We start from the raw sequence: 24,653 nt of genomic DNA on the forward strand, positions 1-24,653 counted from the left end.
GAAGGTGGGCTGCGGCGCCATACCAGGAGCGCGCGCACAGGCGATCGTACCGACCCGACGGCACCGACCGCGAAACGGTTACTTTCGGTCGCCGTCCCCTCACTCCTGCCCGGGGGCCTCCTCGAAGAAGTCGAGGTTCTCCTGGAGGGACTTCAGCAGCCGGTCCCGCTCGCCGTCGTCGACCTGCACGGGTACGACACCGGAGGCGCCGGTGAGCCTGCGGAAGCCGCCGCTGCTCTCCAGCCGGCCGTGCACCCGCACGGGCAGTCCGACGAGGTGGGCGTGGCCGGCGATGCGGTAGTCCTCCTCGTCCAGGGTGACGCGCAGGTGCGGGACGTCGGCGCCGGCGAGGACGCGGAGCCGGACGGTGCCCTCGCCGCCGGGCCCGGAGCGGCGCATGCGGACGACGGCGCCGGTGACGCGGACCGGGACGGAGGGTTCCGCGCGCAGGTAGCGGGCGGCGGCCTCGCGCAGCGCGGGCAGGTCGCCGGGCGAGAACTCGACGGGTTCGGCGCGGGGCACGCAGCCTTCGGGGACGCCGGCGCCGGGCGCCCAGGAGACGGCGACGCGGGCGCCCTCGGTGCCGCGGACGAGCGCGCGGAGCGCCTCGGTCAGCTCGCGGCTGACGCCGGCCTCGACGGCGCCGTCGAAAGCGTCCATGCGGCCGGTGGCCCGCCGGTAGTCGACGGCCTCGCGGGCGGCGTGCAGGGCCTGGTGGAGGCGGACGGCGAGGGGGCGGCCGGTGGGCACGGGCACGAAGGCGGTGAGGGTGCGGCCCTCGGTGGCGGGGCCGACGAGGACGTCCGCCAGGAGAGCGGTGGCGGGACGGCGGTGGCGGGCGCCGTGGTAGCCGGCCCGCGCGCGGGTGGCGAGCGCGGCGGCGAGCAGCGTCTGCCGGGCGGCGGCACGCAGCCGGCCGTCGGCGCTCCAGGAGGCGGCGCCGGCGGGCCCTGGCGGGGTGTCGCGCCACCAGCGGACCTCGTCGCTGGGGACGGCGAGGGAGATCAGCACCTCGCGCGCGGCCGGGGCGGGGTCGCGGGTGAGGGCGTCGAGGGCCTCGCCGAGCAGGTCGTCGCTGTCGGGGAAGGCGCGGCTCTCCGGGACGAGCAGGCTGGTGCCGGCGCCGCCCGGACCCGGCGGGGTCCAGCGGCCGTAGCGCCCGGCCGCGCCGCCGCGCCGCTGCCAGCCGTGCCAGTGCAGCAGGGCGCCGAGCACGGCGGGGTCGACGTCCGCGGGATGGATGCCGGCGGGGTCGACGCCGACGGGCCGGGGCGGCCCTATCCGCCGTGGCGGCTGCTCGCAGGGGCGGTTCGTCATGGCCTGCCTCCCGTCCCGACCCGCGTCATGATCTCGCAGAGGGCCCGGTCGTCGAAGATGCGCGAGGTGGGAATCCGCACGGTGGTCCGGTGCCGGCCGGTGACGGGGTGGCCGGCGAGGTTGGTCCAGTAGCAGCAGTGTCTGAGGTCGAGCCGGTCGTGGCTCGCGCGCAGCCAGTCGTCCTGGGAGCGCGGTACGAGCATGACGACGAGGATCTTGTGCACCGAGACGGGGGTGCGGGCGAGCTTGCGCAGGTGGTCGTTGTCGAGGGTGAAGGAGAAGGTGGGCCCCGGCGGGTGGGGCGCGACCTGGTAGGTGGCCTTCAGTTGCACCTTGACGGTGACCTCGTCGTCGACGGTGTGTCCCGGCGCGCTGTGGCTGACGTGCCAGTCGATGCCGTTGTCCGGGAAGGGCTGGGACAGCGAGCAGCCGGCCGCGGCGGCGACCGCGTGCAGATAGCCGACCTGAAGTGTCTCCATGCAGGCGGTGGTGGCGAGCGTGCCGCGATGGGTGCCCGGACCTTCGGGCAGCAGCCCGCCCCGCTCGGGCTGCGCTATGGCCATGACCAACAGCCTTCCAAGGCAAGGGGTTTCCCCGCTCCGGGCCGCTGAACTGCAAAGACCCGTACTGCTGTTGTCTCCGCCCGGCGTACGGCGCAAACGGTCCGGGTATCACCAAACGGGCAGAAGACGGTACGTCACCTGCCGTGGGTGAGCGAGGAGTTGGGTTGGATGACGACCTGGTACGAGGGGCCGCTGGCCGCCTTCGACACGGAGACGACGGGCGTGGACGTCGAGACCGACCGGATCGTGTCGGCCGCCGTCGTCGTCCAGGACGCGCCGGGGTCCCGGCCCAGGGTCACCCGTTGGCTGGTGAACCCGGGTGTGCCGGTGCCGGAGGCGGCGACGGCGGTGCACGGGCTGACGGAGGAGCACCTGCAGCACAACGGGCGCTGGCCGGCTCCGGTGATGTACGAGATAGCCGAGCAGCTGGCCGAGCACGCGGCGCTGGGCCGGCCGCTGGTGGTGATGAACGCGCCGTTCGATCTGACGCTGCTGGACCGGGAGTTGCGCCGGCACCGGGCGTCGGCGCTGGACCGCTGGTTCGAGTCGGTGCCGCTGCGGGTGCTGGACCCGCGGGTGCTGGACAAGCATCTGGACCGGTACCGCAAGGGCCGGCGCACGCTGACCGATCTGTGCGAGCACTACGGTGTGACGCTGGCGGACGCGCATGACGCGGCGGCGGACGCGCTGGCCGCGCTGGATGTCGTACGGGCGGTGGGCCGCCGTTTCGCGGCCCGGCTGGAGCGGCTGTCCCCGGCCGAGTTGCACACGCTGCAGGCGAACTGGCACGCGGCGCAGGCGCGGGGCCTGCAGGCGTGGTTCGCGCGCAGCGGCTCGGACGAGGTGGTGAGCACGGAGTGGCCGCTCAGGCCGGAGCTGCCGGCGGCCGCCTGACCCCTGCGGGCATGAAGAAGGCCGGTCCGCTGCGGCGGACCGGCCTATCCCGGTGGGCGATACTGGGTTCGAACCAGTGACCTCTTCGGTGTGAACGAAGCGCTCTCCCACTGAGCTAATCGCCCGGGAACGCACTGAACAATACAGGTCCCGGCGGGGTTCCTTCAAACCGCTCGCAACCGGCGCAGCAGTCCGCGCCGGCCGGCCCGCATCATCAGCCGGTGGTTGAGGCGGAAGAGCGGCCGCCCGGGTACGGCGAGCCGCCTGAGCAGCGGCTTGCGGACGCGGACGTCCTGGTCGTACCGGGCGAGGGTGCCGGGGCCGCCGGCGGTGACCGTCCAGCGGGCCCAGCCTTCGAGGTCGCCGGAGAGGGTGATCTCCAGGACGCCGGCGGCCGGGTCCCGGCGGGTCTCCCGCACGGTGCAGGTGAGCCTGTACGGCAGCGCGGAGCGGGTGGTGATCACTCCGGTGCCGTCGTCCCGGCGGGTCGCCGCCCGCACCTGCGGCCACCAGCCGGGGTAGTCCTCGGCCCGTTCCAGCGCCGCGTAGACGGCGGCCGGCGGGGCGGGCAGGGGCCACAGGCTGCGGAAGCGGTAGTGGTTCCAGTCCATGGGCCGAGTATGGCGCGGCGCTCCCCGGTCCCGGTCAGGAAGGCATCCTGTCGCCGAGCAGGGCCAGGTTCTCGATGGCGGCGAGGCCGTAGAGGGCGGTGTCGTTGGTGGACACCCAGGCCGCCTCGCTGCCCGCGACCAGCGTGGCCGGTCCGGTCAGCCGCTCGGTCTTCCACGGGGAGGACTCGGTGTAGCCGTCGGAGTCGTAGAACTTGGCCCAGGCCCGCTTGGCGAGGGCGGCGTCCCCGGTCTGCACGGCGGCGTAGGCGTCCAGGCGCGAGTGGCCCTGGAACAGCAGCAGAGTGCCGAAGTGGGAGCCGTAACGTGCCGCCTGCTCCGCCTTGGTGGCGTTGAAGTAGCGGCAGTAGTCCAGATAGGCCGCCTTGAACTCGGGCATGTCGACCAGGTGGATCAGTTCGGCGCACAGCTCGTTGAGGCCGAAGACGGCCGAGAGGTGGGAGACGGAGACGGCCGGCTTGTCGGCGACGGCGAACCTGCCGGTGTCGAGGTCGTACAGGCCGCTGCCCTGGACGAAGCCGTTGGGCTGGGCGGCGATGCCCTCCATGGTGGACAGCACGCGCGCCCTGGCCTTCTGCCACTTGGGGCCCTTGCGTTCCCACTCGGTCAGCCAGGCCGACACCAGGCCGCTCCAGTCCGTGCCGAAGCCGACGGACAGGGCGTGCCGGTCGGGCGTGTAGGGGTCGGTGCGGACCTTGCGCTGCGGGTCGAGGACGAGGAAGGTCTCGTCGGAGTCGACGTTGGCGTGCATGAGGTCGCCGACGCGCTCGTCGGCGGTGAGGAAGTAGTAGAAGCGCCGGTACGTGGTGTTGGCGATGCGCTGCTGCTTGGCGCTGTCGGCGAAGTGCTGCACGCCGTGCCGGGTGCCGAGGCCCGCCCAGGTGCCGAGGTGGTAGACGTCGACCTCGCCGGTGTGCCGGGTCATCGCCTCGGCGAAGCGGAAGATGTCGGAGCGGCCGCTTCTGAGGTACGCGTACCACAGCCACAGGTCGGGTGAGAGTTCGGAGTTGTCCCAGGCGTAGCCGCCGATGTCGTACCGCCACACGTGCCGGGCGGAGTCGTAGGTGTGCATGATGTCGCCGTAGTCCCAGAAGCCGTACCAGCGGCGCGTCTCCACCTGGTCCCGGTAGTAGGTGAAGAGGAAGTCGAGGTGGTCCTCGATCTTCGCCTTGGCCGGGGTGGAGCGGTCCGGCTCGGAGTACAGGCCGGGGCCGAAGACCTTTGCCCTGATGAGCTGTTTCGGCGGGGCGGCGAGCTGGGGCAGCACCCGGACGGCCTCGGCCTGCCGGGCGAGGGTCTCGGCGGCCGGGGTGGAGTCGTTGGCCCAGAAGAGGAGTTCGGAGGTACGGGCGATCCCGTAGGGGGTTCCGAACTCGGGCTCGTAGTCCTCGTAGGTGATGTTGAGGCCTTCGAGCTGTTCGGCGTAGGTGTCCTGGCCCATGCCGTCGTGGTAGAAGCGCAGGTCCATGGGCTGGGCCTCGGGCGACCAGAGCCAGAGGGTGACGGTGGCCTCGTCGGTGTGGGCGTCGCGGATGTCGATCTGGGCGGGGAACTTCTCCCAGAAGTCCCTGAGGCCGAAGGAGAGGCCGCCGCTCGCGCCGCCGACGTAGCCGAAACCGGAGGCACGCCGTCCGCCGCCGGCGGCGATCCAGCCGTGGCCCTTCGTGGTGCGCTTGCGGACGGTGAAGCCGTCGGCGGAGAGCTGGGCGAGGGTGTGGTCGCCCCAGTGCGGGATGTACGGGAGGCGGGTGGTGACCCGCTGGTCCCAGGTGGCCGGGTCGGGCAGCTTCTCGCCCTCGTACTGGGCGGCCTGGACGGCCGCGCCGGGGTCGCGGCGCAGGCCGGTGATGCCCTGGACGGCCTCGCGGAGCAGGCCGGTGCCCTCGCCGCCGAGGCGGATGTGCCGGTCGTAGGCCGCGTCGCGCAGCGGTACGCCGAAGCGGACGCCGAGGCCCCGGATGAAGTCGCCGGAGGCCTTGCCGGGTTCCTGGGTGCCGTCGTAGGTGATGGTGTGCACCATGCGGAAGGAGTCGGAGCCGGCGTAGAAGTACAGCCGGAGGGAGAACGGCAGCCAGCCACGGGCGCCCTTGCGGTGCTTGCCGTCGACGCGGACGACGGCCCGGACCGGTCCGTCCTGTTCGACGGTGACCTCGGAGATGACGCCGTCGAACCGCTCGGTCCGCACGCTGCCCTGGTCCTCGTCCTGGATCTCGGGCTGCCGGATGAGGACCAGCCTGCCGTTCCTGGCGATCTCGGTTGAGCCGCGGGTGACGGACCTGATCAGGGTGGACCCGTTCTTGCCGATCTTCGCGGTGATGACGCCGGTGGAGACGTCGATGGTGGCGCCGCGGCGGTCGACGCTCACCTTCCGGGCGGGTTCGGCGGGTGTGCCCGCCGTGAGCGTGAGCTTTCCGCTGCCGGAAGCGACGGCGTGGGCCGTCCACTTGAGGGAGCCGTCGGGCCAGTAGGCGAGCGGCCAGGTCTGGACGGGGACGGCCTTGCCGTCGGCGTCCGTGACGGCGAAGGCCTGGTCCTGCTGGTGGGCGCCGGCCGGCCAGGGCACGCCGACGGTGGCGCCGGGGGCGGCGCCGAGGCCGCCGTCCTCCAGCCAGTCCAGGGTGACCGGGTCGGCGCCGTCCGCGGCGGCCGCGGGTGCGGCCTCGGCGCTCCGGGCGCCCAGGGCCCAGCTGAACCGGGCGGCGGCTCCGGCGACGGCGGCGGTCTTGAGGACGGACCTGCGGGGGATGGGAGACATGAGGCTGCGGCCTTCCTTCCGGACGATTCTGGTCAGGGGCATGACAGAGACGAGGTGACAGAGACGAGGGAGGGTGACGACACGCGGAGCGCCGGCCTCGGGTGACGAGGGGCCCGCCGGTTCAGCGGCGCCGGTACCGCTCCTCGACGGCGACGGCCGCCGCGGCGACGGCCCCCAGCACGGGGACCGCCAGCGGGGCGATGAGGAGGGCGGAACAGCAGGTCAGTACGGCTCCGCCGACGAGCAGGAAGGACCCGGCGGGGTCCCGCACGGTACGGCGGCCCGCACCGGCGAGCAGCACCCGCCAGCGCTCCCCCGGTGCCCAGGCCGCCGCCGCCCGCAGTCCGGCCACGGCGAGCCCGATCAGCGCGAACAGCCCCACGGCACCGGCCAGCGGCCCGCCGGGCAGTCCGGCCCGCACGGCCTGGACGTCCACCCAGGCGAGCACCGCGGCGACCCACCCGGCGACGCCGACCGCCCAGCCCCCGCGCAGCGCGGCCCGGAAGTCGGCGCCGAACTCCCGCCGGCCGCCGCCCCGGTGGGCCGCGCGCCGGCGCAGGTGCCGGGCGCCAGCGGCGAACGCGGCCGGGTAGGTGACGACGCCGAGGGAGGCGACCGCGATCCACACCCCGGTCAGCAGGCACTCGGCGAAGACGGCGAACCGCTCGGCGGCCACCGGCTCCCGGCGGGGCCGTACCCGTGCTGGGGACATGCTGGTTCAGCCCTTCAGTCCGGAGGTCGCCATGCCGTCGATGAGGTAGCGCTGGAAGGCGAGGAAGAACAGCAGCACGGGCAGCAGCGCGACGAGCGACATGGCGATCATGCCGCCGTAGTTGGCGGCCACGCCGTCGGAGTCGCGGAACATCATCAGGCCGAGGGAGACGGTGTACTTGCCGGGCTCGTTGAGGTAGATCAACGGGCCCATGAAGTCGTTCCAGGCGTTGATGAAGGTGAAGATGGCGCTGGTGATGAGCGCGGGCCGGCACAGCGGCAGCACGATCGACCAGTAGATGCGCAGGTGCCCGCAGCCGTCGAGACGGGCCGCCTCGTCCAGTTCGCGGGGCAGGTTCCGCATGAACTGCACCATGAGGAAGACGAAGAACGCCTCGGTGGCCAGGTACTTGCCGAGCAGCAGCGGCACGTAGGTGTTGACCAGCCCCAGCTTCTGGAACATCACGTACTGCGGGATCAGCAGCACGTGGTACGGCAGCAGGAGCGTGCCGATCATCAGCGAGAACAGCAGGTTGCGCCCGGCGAACCTGATGCGCGCGAAGGCGTACGCGGTGAGCGAGCAGGAGATCAGGACTCCGACGACCGCGCCGCCCGCGTAGACGAGGGAGTTCTGGAAGAACGTCCGGGCCGGGATGTCCGCGATGCCGTCGGCGAGCCCCTTGAAGTTGGACAGGATCGGGTGGGACGGCACCAGCGTGAGGCTGTTGATGATGTCCTTGCTCGGCTTGAACGAGGCGCCGGCCACCCAGACGACCGGGTAGAGGATGACGGCCAGGATCAGCAGGGCGCCGAGGTGCCAGCCGAGCGAGCCGGTGCGCCTGCGGGCGAGTCCCCCGCCGGGGGGTTTGGTGGTGGTCGCGCTCATCGGGCGTCCTCCTCGTAGTGCACCCACTTCTTCTGGGACCAGAAGAGGACGGCCGTCACCAGGGCCACGGCGAGCAGCAGCATCCAGGCCATGGCGGAGGCGAAGCCCATCTGGGAGTTCTTGAAGCCCTGTTGGTACAGGTAGCAGGTGTAGACGAGCGTGGCGTCGGCCGGTCCGCAGTTGGTGTTGGAGACGACGTAGGCCGAGCCGAAGACCTGGAAGGAATGGATGGTCTCCAGCAGGACGTTGAAGAAGAGCACCGGGGAGATGGTCGGCAGGGTGATGTTCCAGAACCTCCGGAACGGGCCGGCGCCGTCCATCTCGGCCGCCTCGTACAGCTCCCTGGGCACCTGTTTGAGCCCGGCCAGGAAGATGACCATGGGCGCGCCGAACTGCCAGACCGTCAGCGCCACCAGGCAGTACAGCACCCAGTCGGCGTTGCCGACCCAGCCGCCCACGTGGAAGCCGAGGGAGCTCTGGGTACGGTCCACGACGGCGCCGTCGGAGAACAGCGACCGCCAGACGAAGCCGACCGAGACGCTCGCGCCGATGAGCGAGGGGGCGTAGAACGCGGCCCGGTAGAAGGCCTGGCCGCGGCGGTTCTGCGCGAGGAGCAGGGCGACGCCCAGCGCGAGCAGCAGCTTCAGCGGGGTGCCGATGACGACGTACTTGGCCGTCACCTCCACCGACTTCTGCCAGCGCGGGTCGTCGAACATCCTGGTGAAGTTGTCGAACCCGACCCACTTCGGGGCGGTGAAGAGGTTGTAGTCGGTGAACGCGAAGTACAGCGAGGCGACCATCGGGCCCGCGGTCAGCAGCAGGAAGCCGGCGACCCACGGGGACAGGAAGAGGTAGCCGGCGAGGTTCTCCCGCCGCCGGCCCGGCCGCCCCGTCGTCCTGCCGGTGGCCGCCGGGCGCGCGGTACGGGTGGCGGGCGTGGAGTCCTTGACGAGCGTCACGGAGGTTCCCCTCAGGCCTGGAAGGCGCTCTCGGCCTCGGTGAAGAACTGGTTCACCGCGTCCGGGACCTTGGTCCTGCCCTGTCCGAGGTCGCCGCCGAGGCGCAGGAAGGCGGCCTCGATGGTGTCGGCGCCGGAGGGGTGCGGGGTGATCGTGCCGAGGACACCGGCCTTGGCGGTGTCCTCCTCGTACTGCGCGATCTCCTTGTCGATCCCGTCGGCCGGCTTGTACGCCTCGTACTGCTCGGTGCCGGCGAGGATGCCCCGGTCGTAGCCCATGATCCTGCCGACCCGGGGGTCGTGGACCATGAAGTCGATGAAGCGGGCGACCTCCTTCGGGTGCGCGGTGCGGGCGGAGGCGCTCAGCATCAGGGAGGCGAGGTACTGGCCGGTGTGCTTGCCGTCGGTGGTGGGTATCGGCGCGAGGCCGTACTCGCTGCCGCCCTCGGCCGAGTAGCGGACCGTGAAGTTGTCCCAGGTGAACTCCGAGGCGCCGTGGCCGGCGGAGAGGGAGGACTTGGGCTGGTCCTGGGAGACGACCTTCGGGTCGGTGACGATGCCGGCCTTCACCCGGTGGTAGCCGTCGGTCCACCACTCCGTCAGGTCGGCCTTGTCGAAGCCGAGTCCGTCGTCGGTGAAGAACGCCTTGCCGTTCTGCCGCAGGTAGAGGTCGTAGAGGTACATGATGGCGAAGTAGCCGGTGTCCCCGGGGACCTTCGTCTTGTCGTGGATGGTCTTCAGGGCCTTGAAGTACTCGTCCCAGGTCCAGCCCGGCCGCGGCTCGACGCCCGCCTTCCGGAAGACCCTCTTGTCGATGACGAGCGCCATGGTGTTGGAGCCGACGGGAATTCCGAGCTGCTTGCCGTCGACCTCGCCGACCTTCGTGACCCCGTCCCGGAAGTGATCCAGGCTCAGATTTCCCGCCTGAACCTGCGGCTTCAGGTCGAGCAGAATTCCTCGCTTGTCGTATTTCCGAAGGAAAGTGACGGCGTTTTGGAAAACGTCCGGGGGATTTCCGCCGGCGGCCTGCGTCTGGAACTTCTCCCAGAAGCTCTGATACGTCTGGAAGTCCGTTTTGACCTTGATCTTCGGGAACTTCTCCTCGAAGAGCGCGATGGACTGGTTGATCTTCTTGGCCCGCTCCTCGGCGCCCCACCAGGAGTAACGGATCGTCACATTCCCGTCCCCGGAACCGCTTCCGTCTCCGCAGCCGGCCGTCGCGGCGAGCCCGAGTGTGGCCGCCGAGGCCCCCGCCGCCTTCAGGATCGTACGCCTGTCAACATTCCTGGCACCCACAGTCGAGCCCTCCCCGCAGTGTCGTGACCTCGCCTGAATCGTTTCAAGAAAGCGCTTGCTGGCACAAGGTACGGAGGGGTGAGGGGTGCGTCAATGATTCGGGCAGGATTTTCTTGCGCGGTGATGCGGGGGCGGGTTCGGTGGATGGCGTTCAGGGAGGGCGCCTTGCCGGGAAACCGACACCTCGCCGGCGACCGCCCGTCGGCGCGGTGGCGGCGCACCGGCGCGGTGGGGGCGGCACCGGCGCTCTGGGTGCGACGCCGGTGGCGCCAGTGACGCGGCGCCCCGCGCTCGCGGCGGCCGTTCGGACCACGGTCCTGTCGGTCGCCGCGGGCGGGGGCCGACAGGACCGTGGTCCGAACGGGAGGCACCACCAGGGGGTCGTCGCCGGTTCGGTGAAGGGGGCGCCGGCCTGCGGGGCGCAGTCGCCGGGGTTTGCTCGGCCGGCAGCCGGAAGGGTGCGGACACGCCGACGGCCCACCTGCTGGTCGCAGATGGGCCGTCGGGCCGGGTGGGCGATACTGGGTTCGAACCAGTGACCTCTTCGGTGTGAACGAAGCGCTCTCCCACTGAGCTAATCGCCCGGGCGCAGGAAGAACATTACCCCATGTCAGGGGGCGCTTCCGACCTGGGCCGGGCCACGGGCGGCGGCCGTCTCACTGGTTCTTGATCTGCCAGGGCACGACGAGGCCGAACTTCCAGAGGTAGATCCCGGCGAGCACCCCGATGATCACCAGCCCGATCACGGTAAGGGTGATGTTGCGGCGGCGCACCTTGGGGTCGAGCGCGCGCTGGGCAGCCTCGGTGACCTTGCGTTTGGTCCAGCGGAGCACGAGCTGGGCCCAGACGAACTCGGTGGCCCAGATCGCCATGCCGCCGAAGATCACCACCCAGCCGGGGCCGGGCAGGGGCAGCATGACGATGCCCGCACCGACCACCGCGAGGCCGATCACGAAGACCCCGACCTGCCAGCTCAGGTGCAGAAGCCGGCGGGACCTGACGAATTCCGGCGCCCGTGAGCCGAGCCCGCGCTCGGTCTCCTGGCCGGCCTCGGGCCCGTCGGTCCTCGTCTTGTCCGCTGCCACGGCGACCTCGCCCGGCTCGTCACTCCCCGTATTCATACAGACAAACCCTACCGGAGTGAATCCAGTCACCGGAATGGCGGCAGGACTGGTACGAAGTCTCGGCCGGAAGAGTTACGTAAAGGCACGCAAAACCCTCAGAGGGGTTTACAACGGCACCGTAGGTGGCATGTCGATTTCGCCGACGTGCGAATCCCCGAGCGCACACTGAGCGAAAGGCCCTGGCGCTTATGAACACCACGGTCAGCTGCGAGCTGCACCTGCGCCTCGTTGTGTCGAGCGAGTCCTCCCTGCCTGTCCCCGCAGGCCTGCGGTACGACACGGCCGACCCCTACGCCGTGCACGCCACCTTCCACACCGGAGCCGAAGAGACCGTCGAGTGGGTGTTCGCCCGCGACCTCCTCGCCGAGGGGCTGCACCGGCCCACCGGCACCGGCGACGTCCGCGTCTGGCCATCGCGCAGTCATGGTCAGGGCGTCGTGTGCATCGCCCTCAGCTCCCCGGAGGGGGAGGCGTTGCTCGAAGCCCCGGCGCGGGCCCTGGAGTCCTTCCTGAAGCGAACCGACGCCGCCGTGCCGCCCGGCACGGAACACCGGCACTTCGACCTGGATCAGGAGCTCTCGCACATCCTGGCGGAGAGCTAGGTCGCGGCCCCTTCAAGCAGCCCGGCGCCGTCCACTCGGGGAGACGGCTCGGGCCAAGACAATCGCCTACGGCACAGGCCGACGCCGTCTCCGTGAACACGCACGGTGACGGCGTCGAGTTGTCCGCACCCGGCCGCGGCGAGTGAGCGACCGTACCGGGCCGGGAACGGATCATGCCCGGACGTCACGGCCGAACGGGGCCCTTTCCCACCCCGTTCCCTCACTTACCGTGCCCAGGGGTGCACGCCCGGCGTTCGGTCCGTCCTCTCGGCGCATGGCGTCCGTCGCGCACGGGTGCGGTGGGCTCGGTTGTCGCTACCATCGGCCAGCATCGGCGGGCGCCCGCCCGACCCATCAGGCCAGGGAGCGAACTGTGCTGATCACCCACGACACCCGGTGCGCCCTCGACACCGTGGTCGATCTGGTGAACACCGCGCCGGAGGACGACGCGGAGGCGGACGGACTGACCGACGTCCCCGCTCTCACGGATTTCGTGCGAAGCCACAAGATGAGCGACGTCGGTGTGCTGTCGGAGTTCGATCTCTCGGCCGTGCGCAGGGTCCGGGGGCGGTTCGCGGCCATCTTCGCGGCCCCGGACGCCCGGTCCGCCGCCACGATGATCAACGAGCTGGTCGCCGCCGCGGGTACGACCCCCCGGCTGACGGACCACGACGGCTACGACTGGCATGTGCACTACTTCGCGCCGGGCGCCTCCGTGGCCGACCACCTCGCCGCCGACTGCGGGATGGCGCTCGCCTTCTTCGTGGTGGCCGGCGAGCAGGAACGGCTGCGGCGCTGCGAGGCACCGGACTGCCGGCGCGCCTTCGTGGACCTCTCCCGCAACCGCTCGCGCCGCTACTGCGACAGCCGCACCTGCGGGAACCGGCTGCACGTCGCCGCGTACCGCGCCCGGCGCAAGGAGGCGGCGGGCTGAGGCGCTCCGGCGGACACCACTCCCCCGGTGCCGCGCCGGTCCCGGCGGGTGGCGCCGGGACGGACGTGTACGGCTCACAGCAGCAGCAGGTCGTGCAGTGCGGCCATGAGGATCAGGCACCCGATCACCGCCAGGAAGATCATCAGCGGTGGCTGGGAAAGGGCGAAGAGGCACCCGCGCGGCTCGTCCTCCGGCGGCGCGGCCTCGCTCGGTGGCGTGTCCAGCATCTCGTGGCAGATCATGACGCACCCGGCGCCCGCCCGCGATCAACGCACAGGGATCTTGCGGTAGTTCGCCGAATGCCGTGAGGTCTCGTTCGGATGGTGAACGATTCCGGACGCCGACGGACCCACTGTGTCGTTTCAGCGAGTCATGTGACTGTCATATGCCGTGCTTCTTGAGGATGGCCTCGATGTCGCTGAAGTCGTCGGCAGGCTCGGCGCCCCGGGGCGAGCCGGTCCGGGGGGCGGCGGAACCCGTCGCGGGGCGGCCCCTGCCGTCCAGGGACGGGGCCGGGGTGGCCGGCGCCACCGCGTCCCGCCCGGCCGTCCCGCGCTCGGCGCCGACGCCGGTGCGGGCCCGCCGGCGTTCCACCGCACGCGTGCCGGCGAACAGCAGCCAGGCCGCGCCCAGTACCCCGAAGCCCGCCCAGGCGGTGGGGCTCAGGGCGGTGTCGGCGAGCCAGCCGACGACTCCGGTCATCACCAGTCCGACCGGCACCAGCGAGTAGGCCGCGATGCGGGCCGCCGCCAGAAAACGCTTGCGGTAGGCCGTGACCACCGCGATACCCAGGCCCGCCGCGGACACGGCTGAGCAGACTGTCTCGGCGATCATCCGGTCCTCCTGGCGGGCGCGCCCGTTTCTTCGTTTCCGTCCTGCGTCGCTTCCCTCGTGCGTCGCATCCGTCCTGCGTCGCTTCCATCGTGCACCGCCGGAGCCCCGCGATGCCATGATCCAGCCGGACATCAGGGACTTCTCCGGGTCGCCTCCGGGTCCCTCCCGATTGGGTCCGCACGCGTCCGGCCTGGAAGACTGGTGGGTATGAGCGACTCCTCCCCCGCACGCACCGATGCCCTCGTCCTCGATGTCTGGTGCGATCTGCAGTGCCCGGACTGCCGCACCGCCCTGGACGACGTCCGCGCGCTGCGCGCCCGCTACGGCGACCGGCTGGAGCTGCGGCTGCGGCACTTCCCGCTGGAGAAGAACAAGCACGCCTTCGCCGCCGCCCAGGCCGCCGAGGAGGCGCTGGAGCAGGGCAAGGGCTGGCCGTACGTGGAGGCCGTGCTGGGGCGGGTCGAGGACCTGGTCCGTGCGGGCGAGCCCTTCCTGGTCGAGGCGGCCCGTGAACTCGGCCTGGACGCCGAGGAGTTCGACACCGCGCTGATCGACGGACGGCACATCCTGATGGTGGACGCCGACCAGGCCGAGGGCAAGGCGATCGGGGTGACGGGCACCCCGACGTACGTCATCGGCGGCGAGCGCCTCGACGGCGGCAAGAGCCAGGAGGGGCTGCGCGCACGCATCGAGGAGATCGCGGACCGGCTGCTTGCCGACCGGGACGGCCAGGAGGCCTGAGGCACCGGACGGGGCCCGCCGAACGGGGCGGACCGGATCGGACGTACCCGGCCGGACGCCCCCGGCCGGCCGCCTCACAGCAGTGGCTTGGCCAGCGAGTGGGTCACCGTTTCGTACCCGAGTGAGGTGTACAGCCGCTCGGCCGGGGTGTTGCCCGCGAACACGTTGAGGCCGAGGACCGGCCGGCCGGCCTCGATCGCCTGGCGTTCCGCCAGCAGCATGAGCGTGCGGCCGTGCCCCCGGCCGCGGTGGGCCGGGTCCGTCTCCACGTCGAAGACGAACGCCCTGGCCTCCTGAAGGGTCAGCCACAGCGTGCCCACCCGGTCCCCCGCGTGCTCCAGCACGCTGAACAGCACGCCGTCGGTGGCGAGCCCTTCCGGCAGCAGCCGGGCGTGGTCGTCGCGGGCCTTGGCCCGGGCGGCGGGCTCGGGCAGGCCCCGCTCGGCCCAGGAGCGCGCGTACCGCTCGCTCTCCCTCTCCCGCCAGGCGTCGAACTCCGCTCCGGTCATGGGCCGCGCCCGGCTGTCCGGCGGCAGCGCGGGCGGGGTGGCGCCGAGGCGTTTCTCCATGCCGCGGTTGCGCGGGGTGTAGCCGAGGGCGCCGAACAGGCGCAGCGCGGCGTCCGCGGCGGCGGGCACGACGGCCTCCATCTGGACGCAGCCCCAGCCGCGGGCCACCTCCTCGGCGGCGAGCGCGGCGACGGTGCCCCGGCCGCGCCGCCGGTCGGGTGCGGCGATGGTGAGGTCGATGACGCGGGCCACCGAGTCGCCGAGGGAGGGGGAGGTGCCGAGGTGCACCTCGCCGACGGGGCGGCTGTTCACGCAGACCGCGTAGCGGCGGGAACGGGTTCCGTCGGGGTGCTGCTGGAGCGGCTCGGCCGGCCGCAGGGTCGTGGTCATCACCGGTGTTCTACCCACGGCGACCGGCCGCGTCAGCCTGTTTTCCGGCTCAGGGGTCCAGGTCCCGTCCGGACCTCTCGTCGAAGAGCCGCATCGCCTCGGCGGTCACCGGGCCCGGGGCGCCGGGCAGTTCACGGTCGTCGGCCTGGTGCACGGCCTGTACGTCGCGCAGGGTGGAGGTCAGGAAGATCTCGTCGGCGTGCCGGAGGACGTCCAGCGGCAGGTCGGTCTCCTTGGCGCCCGTCCACTCGATCACCAGCGCCCGGGTGACGCCGGGCAGACAGCCGGAGTCGACGGGCGGGGTGTGGATCCCGCCGTCCAGGACGACGAAGACGTTCGACCCGGTGCCCTCGCAGAGCTGTCCGACCGTGTTGCCGAACAGCGCCTCGGAGGCGCCGTTCCGGTGGGCGCGCGCCAGGGCGACGATGTTCTCGGCGTACGAGGTCGTCTTGACGCCCGCGAGGGCGCCGCGTTCGTTGCGGGTCCACGGGACGGTGATCACCGCGGTGGAGTCCGGGCGGCGGGTGACGCCGTCGACGGCGACCATCAGGGTGGGGCCCTGCTCGCCGCGGCCGACGCCGAGCGGGCCGTGGCCGCCGGTGTAGGTGATCCGCAGCCGGCCCAGCGGCACCGGGCCGGCCGCCAGGACGGCCGTACAGGCGCGGCGGACCGCGTCGTGGTCGGGGTCGGGCAGGCCGAGGGCACGGGCCGAGCGGGTCAGCCGGTCGAGGTGCCGGGTGAGGGCGAACGGCGTGCCGTCGACCGCCTTGACGGTCTCGAAGACGCCGTCGCCGACGGTCAGTCCGTGGTCGAGGGCGGACACCCGGGCGGACCGCGGGTCCCGCAGCTCGCCGTCGAGCCAGATCCTCACGTGAACGCCCCCTCGGTCTCCGCGCACCCTCCCGACGCTATCGCGAGCAGCCGGGACGCCTTCAGCTCCGTCTCGCGCCACTCCCCCTCCGGGTCGGACCCCCAGGTGATGCCGGCGCCGGTGCCGAAGCGCAGGGCGCCGGCCGCGCGGTCGATCCAGAAGGTCCGGATGCCCACGGCCAGCTCGGCGGTGCCCCGGTCGGCGTCGACCCAGCCGATGCCGCCGCAGTACGGGCCGCGCGGCGCCGTCTCCAGCGCCTCGATGATCCCGAGGGCGCTGGACTTGGGGGCGCCGGTGACCGAGCCGGGCGGGAAGGCCGCGGCCAGCAGCTCCGGCCAGCCGGCGTCCGCCCGCAGCTCGCCGCGGACGGTGGAGACCAGATGGACCAGACCCGGGTGCTTCTCCACGGCGCACAGGTCGGGGACGGCGACACTGCCGGTCGCGCAGACACGCCCGATGTCGTTGCGGACCAGGTCCACGATCATCACGTTCTCGGCGTAGTCCTTCTCCAGGAGGTCCGCCTCGGTGCGCCCGGTGCCCTTGATGGGCCCCGACTCGACGGTACGGCCGTCCCGGCGCAGGAACAGCTCCGGCGAGGCGGTGGCGATCTCCACGCCGTGCCCGGGCAGCCGAATCGTTCCTGCGTACGGGGCCGGGTTGCCGCGTGCCAGCAGGGCGGTGAGGGCGTCCACGTCGGCGCCGGGGGCGACGGGCGCGCTCAGCACCCGGCAGAGGTTGGCCTGGTAGACCTCGCCGGCCGCGATGTGCTCGCGGATGCGGCGGACGGCCGCGGTGTAGGCGGCGCGACCCAGGGAGGAGGTCCAGTCCTCCGGCTCGGGGCCCCGCCATGCGCCGGGCACGGGGGCGGGCACCGGCGCCACGCGTACGTCCGCGAAGCGGGCGCAGGTCAGACCGCCCTCGAAGTCCGCGCAGACGGCCCAGAAACCGGCCGAGTCCAGGGCGGCCGGATCGCTGGTGACGTCGAGGAGGCCGGTGGCGACGCGGTCGCCGAAGCGGGCGAGAGGAGGGTGGTGGAGCACGTGGCCGAGTCTAGGGCGGGTGTCCGGCGGGTGGCTCCGGGATGTCCCGGAGCGGGCCCTGACCACCGGGTCCGCCGGGCGCACCGCAGCACGCTGCGCAAACGCGTTTTTGTGCTGGCCCGGGAATCCGCTAGAGTTCAACACGTCGCCGGGACGCGGGAGCGGACCGAAACGACAAGCGGACGTAGCTCAGTTGGTAGAGCGCAACCTTGCCAAGGTTGAGGTCGCGAGTTCGAGCCTCGTCGTCCGCTCGAAGGAAGAAGGGGTCTTCCCGATCCCCTACACTCCTGGTGGAGTGGCCGAGAGGCGAGGCAACGGCCTGCAAAGCCGTCTACACGGGTTCAAATCCCGTCTCCACCTCCAAGGACGATTAGCTCAGCGGGAGAGCGCTTCCCTGACACGGAAGAGGTCACTGGTTCAATCCCAGTATCGTCCACTGGATCCCCGGATCCTGGGTCTCCTCGTAGATCCCCCGCGCGATTAGCTCAGCGGGAGAGCGCTTCCCTGACACGGAAGAGGTCACTGGTTCAATCCCAGTATCGCGCACTGCCTGTGACCCGCGCGTCACGGTGCGCGGACGATTAGCTCAGCGGGAGAGCGCTTCCCTGACACGGAAGAGGTCACTGGTTCAATCCCAGTATCGTCCACACAGCAGGAAGCCCCCGGCCGTCTCGACGGCCGGGGGCTTCCGCGTGTCTCAGCTGGAGAACAGCATGTGGCCGAAGCTCTTGTGGCGGTGGTGGCCGTAGTGCCCGTGACCGTGGCCGTGGCCGCCGTGCGGGGCGCCCCAGGCGGGCGCGGACGGCGCCGGGTAGGCCTGCGGGGCCGCGGGCGGGGGCGGCGGGGCCGGCTGCGACCACTGGGACTCCAGGCGGGTCAGCGCCTCCAGCTCGCCGTAGTCGAGGAAGATGCCGCGGCAGCCGCTGCACTGCTCGATCTGGACGCCGTTGCGGTTGTAGGTGTGCATCGGCGCATGGCACTTCGGACACTGCATGGTCGGCTCAACTCCTCGCCGTTCGGTCCTGCTTGGTGTTTCCCCAGGACAGACTCCGTCCGGGCCCGGGCGGTTGCAGCCTAGGCCCTCCCTTTCGGATCAGGTCGGCCCGGGAGGGCCTGGTCGGGGCTTTCGGGTACGGGCCGAGGCGGGCGAGGGGTCTGGGGCGGCACGGACGGCATCCGCGCGCAGGCGTCGACCACGGCCTGCTCCACCTCGTCCAGCGGGCGGTGCCCGGCGAGCGCCTTGGTGAGCGCCAGCGCGGCCGTCTGCACGGTGAGCGCGCGGGCCGGGACGTCCAGGGCGGCCCAGGGGTCGTCGTCGGCGGGTACGGCCGGGCCGCCGGCCTCCCGGTAGGCGGTCAGGAACCGGATCCACTCGTCGGGCGGGAGGAGCCCGCAGGCGTACCAGGCGGCGGGGCGGGCGAGGTCCCAGGCCGGGACGCCGGCCCCGAGGTCGTCCACGTCGATCAGCTTCCACGGGCCGTCCGGCGCGGGGTGCCGGACGAGCTGGCCCAGGTGCAGGTCGCCGTGGCAGAGGGCCGGCGGGCCGGGCATCGGCGCCTCCGACCGGGCCCAGGCGGGCAGGCCGGACCAGGCGTCCAGCACCGGGCGGGCCGCCGCGTGGGTCGTGCCGCCGAGGGCGGTGCGGAGCCGGGCGAGGGCACGGGCGGCCTTCGCGGGGCCGCGCATCGGGGGGAGGCCGGCGGGGACGGGGGTGCGGTGCAGCCGGGCCAGGAGGGTGGCGGCGGCCTCCCAGGGGGCGGCGTCCGGGTCGTCCGGGTCCACGGGGAGGCCGTACGGCCAGAAGGTCACCAGGCGGCCGTGCAGGGGGGCCGGGGCGGGGGTCAGCGGGGGCAGGAGCGCGTCGGGGAGGCGGGCGGCCGTCGCCGTGCGGAGCGCCAGCGCGGCGGGATCGGTGTCCGGGGCGTGGGCCTTGGCGACCATGCCGGCATGCCGGACCACGGTGGCGTCCTCCCGGTCGGCGAGGGTGGTGCCGGCGCAGCCGCAGGGGGCGGCGGTACGGGTACGGGGGTGTGCGGCGGCCCTGGCTTCGGCGGCGAGGGCGGATACGAGGGAGCGGGCCGGGGTCTCCGCGCCCGCGCCGGTACCGGTGTCTGCGGTCAAGACTGCCTCGGAGGGGGTGGGGTTTGGGGCGAGGGTATCGGGGGGTGGTTGGCGGGGGCGGCGGGGGGCGAGTCCGGGGCCGTCGGGGGGTATCGCGGGGCGGTCTGGGGGCGGTAGTCGGGGGGTGCCCTCGCGGGTGGATCGGTGGAGCCCCAGCCCGGGACGGTCAGGGGGTGCCGGCGCAGGGTGGTCGGCGGGGGCCCTCGCAGGCGGGTCGGCCGAGTGCCGTCACAGGCGACTCGGTGGAGCCCCAGCCCGGGACGGTCCGGGGTTCCGTCCGGGGGCCGTCGCGGAGCGGTCCGGGGGGTGCCGTCGCGGAGCGGTCCGGGGATGCCCTCGCAGGCGGATCGGTGGAGCACCAGCCCGGGACGGTCCGGGGTGCCGTCCGGGGGCCATCGCGGGGCGGTCCCGGGCGGTCCGGGGGGGTGCCGGTGCGGGGCGGTCATCGCGGGGCGGTCCGGGGATGCCGTCGCAGGCGGTCGGCCGGGGGATGACCTCGCGGAAGGGTCGGCGGAGTGCCTTCGCCGTCGGATCGGCGGGGTGCCGGCGCAGGGCGGTCGGCGGGGTGCCGGCGCGGGACGGTCGGCGGGATACCGGCGCGGGGAAGCCGCAGGCCGGGGCGGGGAAGCCGTGGGACTGGGCGGACCGGGTCGGCGCGGGGAAGCTGCGGGATGCCCGGGCGCCGGTGGAAACGGCCAATGCCGGCGCAGCTCCCCAGCTGCGCCGGCATCTGTGCCGTCCGCCGCACCCCCGTCCCCACGGGGTTTCATGGATGGATGTCCCCGCCCGGACCGCTCTTCCGGGCCTGGGGTCGCCGCTCAGCGCCCCAGCATCGCACCCACGGACGACGCCTGTGTGGCCACCGTCTCCCAGCCGTCGAAGACGAGCAGGAGCAGGGCCGCCAGGGGAAGGGCCATCAGCGTCGCCACCAAGGGGTGGCGACGGCCTGTCCGGCGGGTGGCGAACGCCGGGCGTCGCGGTGCCGTGTAGGCCATGGTCCCTCTCCTGATTGTTCGGTTGTCGTCGGCAGCGGCGGGTGCCTGACCTCGGGGGACGAGTGCCGCACCCGCCGCTTGACCTCAAATCTAGGCGTGCGGCGCAGACCGGGCGTCATGCCCTCGTACCGATTGGCGGGCCTCCCCGAGGATGAGCCGTGACCTGGGAAGTACTCCCCTGGGTGGAGACGCGCACCGGGGTCTCAGGGTCTTCCCTGAGGGGTCGTCCGCTCTGTCCGGTCATTTCGGAAGGGTCCGAGGTGTCGGGTTGAGTGACTTCGATCACTGCACCCGGGGCCGGGAGGGGGGTCGTGGGCGGATCGCGGTCCCGAGGACGGCCGGGGCCGCGGGCGGCCGCCGACCGTCGGGCGACGGGCGTACGGCCCCGCGCCGCCGGTCATCCGGTGGGCCCAACCACCCTGTTCCGCTGGCCGGTTGACCGTATCGGTGGCCGGAAGTCGCCGTGGGCCGGGGGATGCTGACCGCGTTTCACCTCCCCCGGACGGCCTACACAATCCGTCCGCCCGAGAGGGCGCGGCCTCTGCGCGCAGGCGGCCGTGGAAACGTAAGCTGTGCCACGTCACAGGGACCGGGCAGCGGGGATGAACATGGCGATGATGCGCCTGAGGCGCGAGGACCCGCGCGTCGTCGGCTCGTTCAGGCTTCACCGACGGCTCGGCGCGGGCGGGATGGGCGTGGTCTATCTCGGCTCCGACAAGAAGGGGCAGCGGGTCGCCCTGAAGGTGATCCGGCCCGATCTGGCGGAGGACCAGGAGTTCCGGTCGCGGTTCGCGCGCGAGGTGTCGGCGGCCCGGCGTATCCGCGGGGGCTGCACGGCCCGGCTGGTCGCCGCGGACCTGGAGGCCGAGCGGCCCTGGTTCGCCACCCAGTACGTGCCCGGGCCTTCCCTGCACGACAAGGTCGCCGACGAGGGGGCCCTGGGCGCGGCGGACACCGCGGCGGTCGGCGCGGCCCTGTCGGAGGGGCTGGTCGCGGTGCACGAGGCCGGGGTCGTCCACCGGGATCTGAAGCCCTCCAACATCCTGCTGTCCCCCAAGGGGCCGCGGATCATCGACTTCGGCATCGCCTGGGCCACCGGCGCGTCCACGCTCACCCACGTGGGCACGGCGGTCGGCTCCCCGGGCTTCCTGGCTCCGGAGCAGGTGCGGGGGGCCGCGGTCACGCCGGCCACCGACGTGTTCTCCCTGGGCGCGACCCTGGCGTACGCCTCGACCGGCGACTCGCCGTTCGGGCAGGGCAGTTCCGAGGTGATGCTGTACCGGGTGGTGCACGAGGAGCCGCAGCTGCAGGGCGTACCGGACGCGCTGGCTCCGCTGATCCGGGCCTGTCTGGCGAAGGACCCCGAAGAGCGGCCCAGCACGCTGCAGCTGTCGCTGCGGCTCAAGGAGATCGCCGCGCGGGAGGCGCAGGGCCTGGACGGCGTACGACCGCCCGCGCCGCGCGCCGCCGAGGCGGACCGGCCCACCGGACGGCTCGTCGACACCTACCCCGAGCAGCAGCGCGCCCAGCGGCGTTCCTCCCCCGGTACGCCGCTGCCGCGCGGTGGAACCCCGGCCCGGGGCGGCGTGCCCTCGCGCGGTGGGTCGGGCGGCCGCGGTGAGGTGCCGGGCAGGGGCGGGATGCCCCCGCGGGGCGGGGTCGCCTCGCGCGGTGGCGGTGCCGCCGTCTCCCGGCCGGGTGCGGCGCGCCCGACGCCGGCGCCGCGCCCGCGCTCCGGCAACGGCCGTCCCGCTCCGCGCGGCGGTTCCGGGCGGCCGGGCGGGCGGCCGGCGCGGATCGTCCCGCGGCCGGCCAACCCCCGGCTGCTGCGGCAGCGGTTGTTCGTGTTCGTGGTGGTGACGCTGCTGGTCGCCCTCGGCATCGCGGTGGCCCAGGGCTGCCAGGGCCCGGCACGCGGCCTCGGGAACGACGGGGTCCTGCGGCAGCGCCACACCCAGCCGAGCTACCCACCGCCGGTCTACGGCAGGGTCGCCTCCGACCAGCACGGGTCGGCGGTCAGCCACGACGCGGGGAACTGAGACCGCGGGCCGTCAGGCTCGGGGGCGGTGGGACTCGGGGGCAGTGGGACTCGGGGAGTCGGGGTCAGGTCCCGGGGCGAACGGACTCTCGGTCGGTCAGGTCCCGGTCGGCCGGAGACCCGGCCACTCGGACTCCGGATCGGTCACCCCGGGCCGTCAGGCTCGCGGTCGGGCAGGCACCCCTGTCGGCCGGGCTCGCCCATCGGTCAGGCGCCGGCCGCTCACACCCCCGGGCGCCCCGTTGCCACCGCGTAGAAGGCGACCGCTGCGGCTGCGCCGACGTTGAGGGAGTCGACTCCGTGGGACATGGGGATGCGGACCCATTCGTCGGCCGCGACCAGGGCCTGGGTGGACAGGCCGTCGCCCTCGGCGCCGAGCATGAGGGCCACCCGGTCCATGCGGTGGGGGGCCGCCTCGTCCAGGGTGCGGGCCTTCTCGTCCGGGGTGAGCGCGAGCAGGGTGAACCCGGCCTCGCGGACCAGTTCCAGGCCCTTGGGCCAGGTCTCCAGACGGGCGTACGGCACCGAGAACACCGCGCCCATGGACACCTTGACGCTCCGTCGGTACAGCGGGTCGGCGCAGTCGGGCGACAGCAGGACCGCGTCCATGCCGAGGGCGGCCGCCGACCGGAAGATGGCCCCGATGTTCGTATGATCATTTACGGATTCCATGATCACGACCCGGCGGGCGGTCTGCAGCAGCTCACCGGCCGTCGGCAGCGGCTTGCGCTGCATGGAGGCGAGGGCACCGCGGTGCACGTGGTACCCGGTGACGCGTTCGGCGAGGTCCGGGCTGACGGCGTACACCGGAGCCGGGAGTTCGTCGATGACGTCCCGCATGACGTCGATCCACTTGGCCGAGAGCAGCATCGACCGCATCTCGTAACCGGCTTCCTTGGCCCTGCGGATGACCTTCTCGCCCTCGGCGATGAACAGGCCCTCGGCGGGCTCGCGCTTGCGGCGCAGCTCGACGTCGGTCAGGCCCGTGTAGTCGGCCAGGCGCGGGTCGTCGGGATCCTCGACGGTGATGAGATCGGCCACAGGGTGATACTGCCTTGTCCTGGGTGTGGTGCCAACGGCTGGGAAGGGGTGGGTTACCCCGGGTTACGCGTGATCAAGCCAAGGTCGTCGGCTGTCGCGCGGAGACGGTACGGGGTCTCACGCCGGGGTCTTCGGGCCGACCCGGACGACCTCGCCGACGACGATGACCGCCGGGGGCTTCACGTCCTCGGACCGTACCGTCTCGGCGACCGTGGCCAGGGTGGCGTCCACGCGCCGCTGCGCGGCCGTCGTACCCTCCTGCACCAGCGCGACCGGCGTCAGCGGCGACCTGCCGTGCGCGACGAGGGTCTCGGCGATCTTCCCGATCTTGTCGACGCCCATCAGGATCACCAGCGTCCCGGTCAGCTTCGCCAGGGACGGCCAGTCCACCAGCGAGCGCTCGTCGTCCGGGGCGACATGGCCGCTGACGACCGTGAACTCGTGGGCGACGCCCCGGTGCGTGACCGGGATGCCGGCCGCGCCCGGCACCGAGATCGAGCTGGAGATCCCCGGCACCACCGTGCACGGGATGCCGGCCTCGGCGAGCGCCTGGACCTCCTCCATGCCCCGGCCGAAGACGAACGGGTCGCCGCCCTTGAGCCGGACCACCGCCTTGCCCTGCTTGGCGTGCTCGACGAGCGCGTTGTTGATGGCCTCCTGGGCCATGTAACGGCCGTACGGGATCTTCGCCGCGTCGATCACCTCGACGTGCGGCGGGAGTTCGGCGAGCAGGTCGCGCGGGCCGAGCCGGTCGGCGATGACGACGTCCGCCTCGGCGAGCAGCCGCCGGCCGCGGACCGTGATCAGATCGGGGTCACCGGGACCGCCCCCGACCAGGGCAACGCCGGGGGTGCGGGTGCGGTGGTGCGGGGCGACGAGGGTGCCGTCGCGCAGGCCCTCCACGACCGCGTCCCGGATGGCGGCGGTGTGCCGGGGGTCACGGCCCCGCGCGTGCGTGGTGAGCACGGCGACGGTGACGCCCTCGCTGTGGCCGGTCGCCGGGGTCCAGGCGGTCGCCTGGTCGGCGTCGTCGGAGCGGACGCACCACACGCGCCGGCGCTCCGCCTCCGCGGAGGCGGCGGCGTTGGCCTCGGGGTCGCTGGTGGCGATGAGGGCGTACCAGGCCTCGGCGAGGTCGCCGTCCTGGTAGGCGCGCCGCACCCAGGTGATCTCCCCCGCGTCCGCCATGGCCTCGACCGAGGGCGTCGCGTGCGGGGAGACGAGGACGAGGTCCGCACCGGCCGCGATCAGCGCCGGGAGGCGGCGCTGGGCGACCTGGCCGCCGCCGAGGACGACCACGCGGCGGCCGGAGAGGCGGAGACCTACGGGGTAGGCGGGGTGTTCGGCCATGAGGGGCGGCTCCTCGTGCAGCTGTGCGATGGGCGCGCTGCACCTTCGGAGCGG

24 protein-coding genes and 7 tRNA genes are annotated in these 24,653 nt (G+C 72.8%); 10 read left to right on the forward strand and 21 right to left on the reverse strand.

The features are described from left to right. Positions 1 to 99: 99 nt before the first annotated feature. The gene (locus ACZ3ZD_RS20255) at positions 100 to 1,317 is read right to left on the reverse strand and encodes a hypothetical protein (protein ID WP_467399097.1); all 1,218 of its coding nucleotides are present in this window, start codon (positions 1,315 to 1,317) and stop codon (positions 100 to 102) included. Continuing rightward, entirely contained in the window at positions 1,314 to 1,880 is a 567-nt protein-coding gene (locus tag ACZ3ZD_RS20260; RefSeq protein ID WP_467399098.1) for a DUF4365 domain-containing protein, read from the reverse strand. Before ACZ3ZD_RS20260 ends, ACZ3ZD_RS20255 begins: the two co-directional genes overlap by 4 nt. Positions 1,881 to 2,048: 168 nt before the next feature. On the opposite strand from ACZ3ZD_RS20260, the gene ACZ3ZD_RS20265 reads away from it, so the two are divergent. Then, positions 2,049 to 2,774, forward strand: coding sequence for an exonuclease domain-containing protein (locus ACZ3ZD_RS20265; RefSeq protein ID WP_467399100.1), 726 nt, complete (start codon positions 2,049 to 2,051; stop codon positions 2,772 to 2,774). Between the two features lie 53 nt (positions 2,775 to 2,827). Here the strand turns inward: ACZ3ZD_RS20265 and ACZ3ZD_RS20270 are convergent. From ACZ3ZD_RS20270 to ACZ3ZD_RS20310, 9 genes are all read right to left on the reverse strand, one after another. Then, positions 2,828 to 2,899 (reverse strand) — tRNA-Val (locus ACZ3ZD_RS20270). Between the two features lie 39 nt (positions 2,900 to 2,938). Then, on the reverse strand, positions 2,939 to 3,385 hold the full coding sequence (locus ACZ3ZD_RS20275; RefSeq protein WP_467399103.1) for an SRPBCC family protein: 447 nt from the start codon (positions 3,383 to 3,385) through the stop codon (positions 2,939 to 2,941). A 34-nt stretch (positions 3,386 to 3,419) separates the two neighbouring features. After that, positions 3,420 to 6,158 (reverse strand): exo-rhamnogalacturonan lyase family protein, encoded by a 2,739-nt coding sequence (locus tag ACZ3ZD_RS20280; RefSeq protein ID WP_467399104.1) that lies wholly within the window; start codon positions 6,156 to 6,158, stop codon positions 3,420 to 3,422. Positions 6,159 to 6,279: 121 nt separating this feature from the next. Then, positions 6,280 to 6,870 (reverse strand): hypothetical protein, encoded by a 591-nt coding sequence (locus ACZ3ZD_RS20285; protein ID WP_467399106.1) that lies wholly within the window; start codon positions 6,868 to 6,870, stop codon positions 6,280 to 6,282. Between the two features lie 6 nt (positions 6,871 to 6,876). After that, complete coding sequence (locus tag ACZ3ZD_RS20290) at positions 6,877 to 7,755, reverse strand: carbohydrate ABC transporter permease (protein WP_467399109.1); 879 nt, start codon at positions 7,753 to 7,755, stop codon at positions 6,877 to 6,879. Next, positions 7,752 to 8,714 carry a carbohydrate ABC transporter permease gene (locus ACZ3ZD_RS20295; protein WP_467399111.1) on the reverse strand — a complete coding sequence of 321 codons (963 nt, stop codon included), beginning with the start codon at positions 8,712 to 8,714 and terminating at the stop codon, positions 7,752 to 7,754. The genes ACZ3ZD_RS20290 and ACZ3ZD_RS20295 overlap by 4 nt, the downstream gene beginning before the upstream one ends. An 11-nt stretch (positions 8,715 to 8,725) precedes the next feature. Then, a complete protein-coding gene (locus ACZ3ZD_RS20300; RefSeq protein WP_467399114.1) occupies positions 8,726 to 10,009 on the reverse strand; it encodes an extracellular solute-binding protein in 1,284 nt (427 codons plus the stop codon). A gap of 512 nt (positions 10,010 to 10,521) precedes the next feature. Continuing rightward, positions 10,522 to 10,593 (reverse strand) — tRNA-Val (locus tag ACZ3ZD_RS20305). 72 nt (positions 10,594 to 10,665) lie between these two features. Beyond that, a complete protein-coding gene (locus ACZ3ZD_RS20310; protein ID WP_467399116.1) occupies positions 10,666 to 11,130 on the reverse strand; it encodes a TIGR02611 family protein in 465 nt (154 codons plus the stop codon). Positions 11,131 to 11,321: 191 nt separating this feature from the next. On the opposite strand from ACZ3ZD_RS20310, the gene ACZ3ZD_RS20315 reads away from it, so the two are divergent. Beyond that, on the forward strand, positions 11,322 to 11,735 hold the full coding sequence (locus tag ACZ3ZD_RS20315) for an SsgA family sporulation/cell division regulator (RefSeq protein ID WP_004002642.1): 414 nt from the start codon (positions 11,322 to 11,324) through the stop codon (positions 11,733 to 11,735). A gap of 373 nt (positions 11,736 to 12,108) precedes the next feature. Beyond that, positions 12,109 to 12,669 carry a CGNR zinc finger domain-containing protein gene (locus ACZ3ZD_RS20320; RefSeq protein ID WP_467399118.1) on the forward strand — a complete coding sequence of 187 codons (561 nt, stop codon included), beginning with the start codon at positions 12,109 to 12,111 and terminating at the stop codon, positions 12,667 to 12,669. A 74-nt stretch (positions 12,670 to 12,743) separates the two neighbouring features. On the opposite strand, the gene ACZ3ZD_RS20325 is transcribed toward ACZ3ZD_RS20320, so the two are convergent. Next, a complete protein-coding gene (locus ACZ3ZD_RS20325) occupies positions 12,744 to 12,896 on the reverse strand; it encodes a hypothetical protein (protein WP_467399120.1) in 153 nt (50 codons plus the stop codon). A gap of 154 nt (positions 12,897 to 13,050) precedes the next feature. Then, positions 13,051 to 13,503 (reverse strand): hypothetical protein, encoded by a 453-nt coding sequence (locus ACZ3ZD_RS20330; RefSeq protein WP_467399121.1) that lies wholly within the window; start codon positions 13,501 to 13,503, stop codon positions 13,051 to 13,053. Between the two features lie 207 nt (positions 13,504 to 13,710). On the opposite strand from ACZ3ZD_RS20330, the gene ACZ3ZD_RS20335 reads away from it, so the two are divergent. After that, positions 13,711 to 14,244: a DsbA family protein gene (locus tag ACZ3ZD_RS20335; protein WP_467399124.1), complete on the forward strand. Its 534-nt coding sequence runs from the start codon at positions 13,711 to 13,713 to the stop codon at positions 14,242 to 14,244. Between the two features lie 74 nt (positions 14,245 to 14,318). Here the strand turns inward: ACZ3ZD_RS20335 and ACZ3ZD_RS20340 are convergent, their stop codons facing one another. The 3 genes from ACZ3ZD_RS20340 to ACZ3ZD_RS20350 are packed head-to-tail and all read right to left on the reverse strand — an operon-like array spanning position 14,319 to position 17,054. Then, positions 14,319 to 15,143 carry a GNAT family N-acetyltransferase gene (locus ACZ3ZD_RS20340; RefSeq protein WP_467399126.1) on the reverse strand — a complete coding sequence of 275 codons (825 nt, stop codon included), beginning with the start codon at positions 15,141 to 15,143 and terminating at the stop codon, positions 14,319 to 14,321. Between the two features lie 49 nt (positions 15,144 to 15,192). Next, positions 15,193 to 16,014 (reverse strand): aminotransferase class IV, encoded by an 822-nt coding sequence (locus tag ACZ3ZD_RS20345; protein WP_467399129.1) that lies wholly within the window; start codon positions 16,012 to 16,014, stop codon positions 15,193 to 15,195. Further along, positions 16,011 to 17,054, reverse strand: coding sequence for a chorismate-binding protein (locus ACZ3ZD_RS20350; protein WP_467399131.1), 1,044 nt, complete (start codon positions 17,052 to 17,054; stop codon positions 16,011 to 16,013). The genes ACZ3ZD_RS20345 and ACZ3ZD_RS20350 overlap by 4 nt, the downstream gene beginning before the upstream one ends. Before the next feature lie 178 nt (positions 17,055 to 17,232). On the opposite strand from ACZ3ZD_RS20350, the gene ACZ3ZD_RS20355 reads away from it, so the two are divergent. The 5 genes from ACZ3ZD_RS20355 to ACZ3ZD_RS20375 all read left to right on the forward strand — a co-directional run bounded on the left by ACZ3ZD_RS20355 (position 17,233) and on the right by ACZ3ZD_RS20375 (position 17,701). Then, positions 17,233 to 17,305 (forward strand) — tRNA-Gly (locus ACZ3ZD_RS20355). 38 nt (positions 17,306 to 17,343) lie between these two features. After that, positions 17,344 to 17,417: transfer RNA gene (locus tag ACZ3ZD_RS20360), tRNA-Cys, on the forward strand. 1 nt (position 17,418) lies between these two features. Further along, positions 17,419 to 17,490, forward strand: a tRNA-Val gene (locus ACZ3ZD_RS20365). A gap of 38 nt (positions 17,491 to 17,528) precedes the next feature. Then, a tRNA-Val gene (locus ACZ3ZD_RS20370) sits at positions 17,529 to 17,600 on the forward strand. Between the two features lie 29 nt (positions 17,601 to 17,629). Then, positions 17,630 to 17,701: transfer RNA gene (locus tag ACZ3ZD_RS20375), tRNA-Val, on the forward strand. Positions 17,702 to 17,751: 50 nt separating this feature from the next. Here the strand turns inward: ACZ3ZD_RS20375 and ACZ3ZD_RS20380 are convergent. The 3 genes from ACZ3ZD_RS20380 to ACZ3ZD_RS20390 all read right to left on the reverse strand — a co-directional run bounded on the left by ACZ3ZD_RS20380 (position 17,752) and on the right by ACZ3ZD_RS20390 (position 20,170). After that, positions 17,752 to 18,048: a TFIIB-type zinc ribbon-containing protein gene (locus ACZ3ZD_RS20380; protein ID WP_467399134.1), complete on the reverse strand. Its 297-nt coding sequence runs from the start codon at positions 18,046 to 18,048 to the stop codon at positions 17,752 to 17,754. An 80-nt stretch (positions 18,049 to 18,128) separates the two neighbouring features. Beyond that, positions 18,129 to 19,175, reverse strand: coding sequence for a phosphotransferase family protein (locus ACZ3ZD_RS20385; protein ID WP_467399136.1), 1,047 nt, complete (start codon positions 19,173 to 19,175; stop codon positions 18,129 to 18,131). A gap of 818 nt (positions 19,176 to 19,993) precedes the next feature. Continuing rightward, positions 19,994 to 20,170, reverse strand: coding sequence for a hypothetical protein (locus ACZ3ZD_RS20390; RefSeq protein ID WP_467399139.1), 177 nt, complete (start codon positions 20,168 to 20,170; stop codon positions 19,994 to 19,996). A gap of 602 nt (positions 20,171 to 20,772) precedes the next feature. On the opposite strand from ACZ3ZD_RS20390, the gene ACZ3ZD_RS20395 reads away from it, so the two are divergent. Next, a complete protein-coding gene (locus ACZ3ZD_RS20395; protein ID WP_467399140.1) occupies positions 20,773 to 22,209 on the forward strand; it encodes a serine/threonine-protein kinase in 1,437 nt (478 codons plus the stop codon). 221 nt (positions 22,210 to 22,430) lie between these two features. Here ACZ3ZD_RS20395 and ACZ3ZD_RS20400 read toward each other — a convergent pair whose 3' ends face one another. Then, a complete protein-coding gene (locus ACZ3ZD_RS20400) occupies positions 22,431 to 23,249 on the reverse strand; it encodes a TrmH family RNA methyltransferase (RefSeq protein WP_467399143.1) in 819 nt (272 codons plus the stop codon). A 117-nt stretch (positions 23,250 to 23,366) separates the two neighbouring features. Then, complete coding sequence (cobA, locus tag ACZ3ZD_RS20405) at positions 23,367 to 24,599, reverse strand: uroporphyrinogen-III C-methyltransferase (RefSeq protein ID WP_467399145.1); 1,233 nt, start codon at positions 24,597 to 24,599, stop codon at positions 23,367 to 23,369. Positions 24,600 to 24,653: the final 54 nt, after the last annotated feature.

The organism is Streptomyces sp. NPDC023481 (assembly GCF_055560195.1).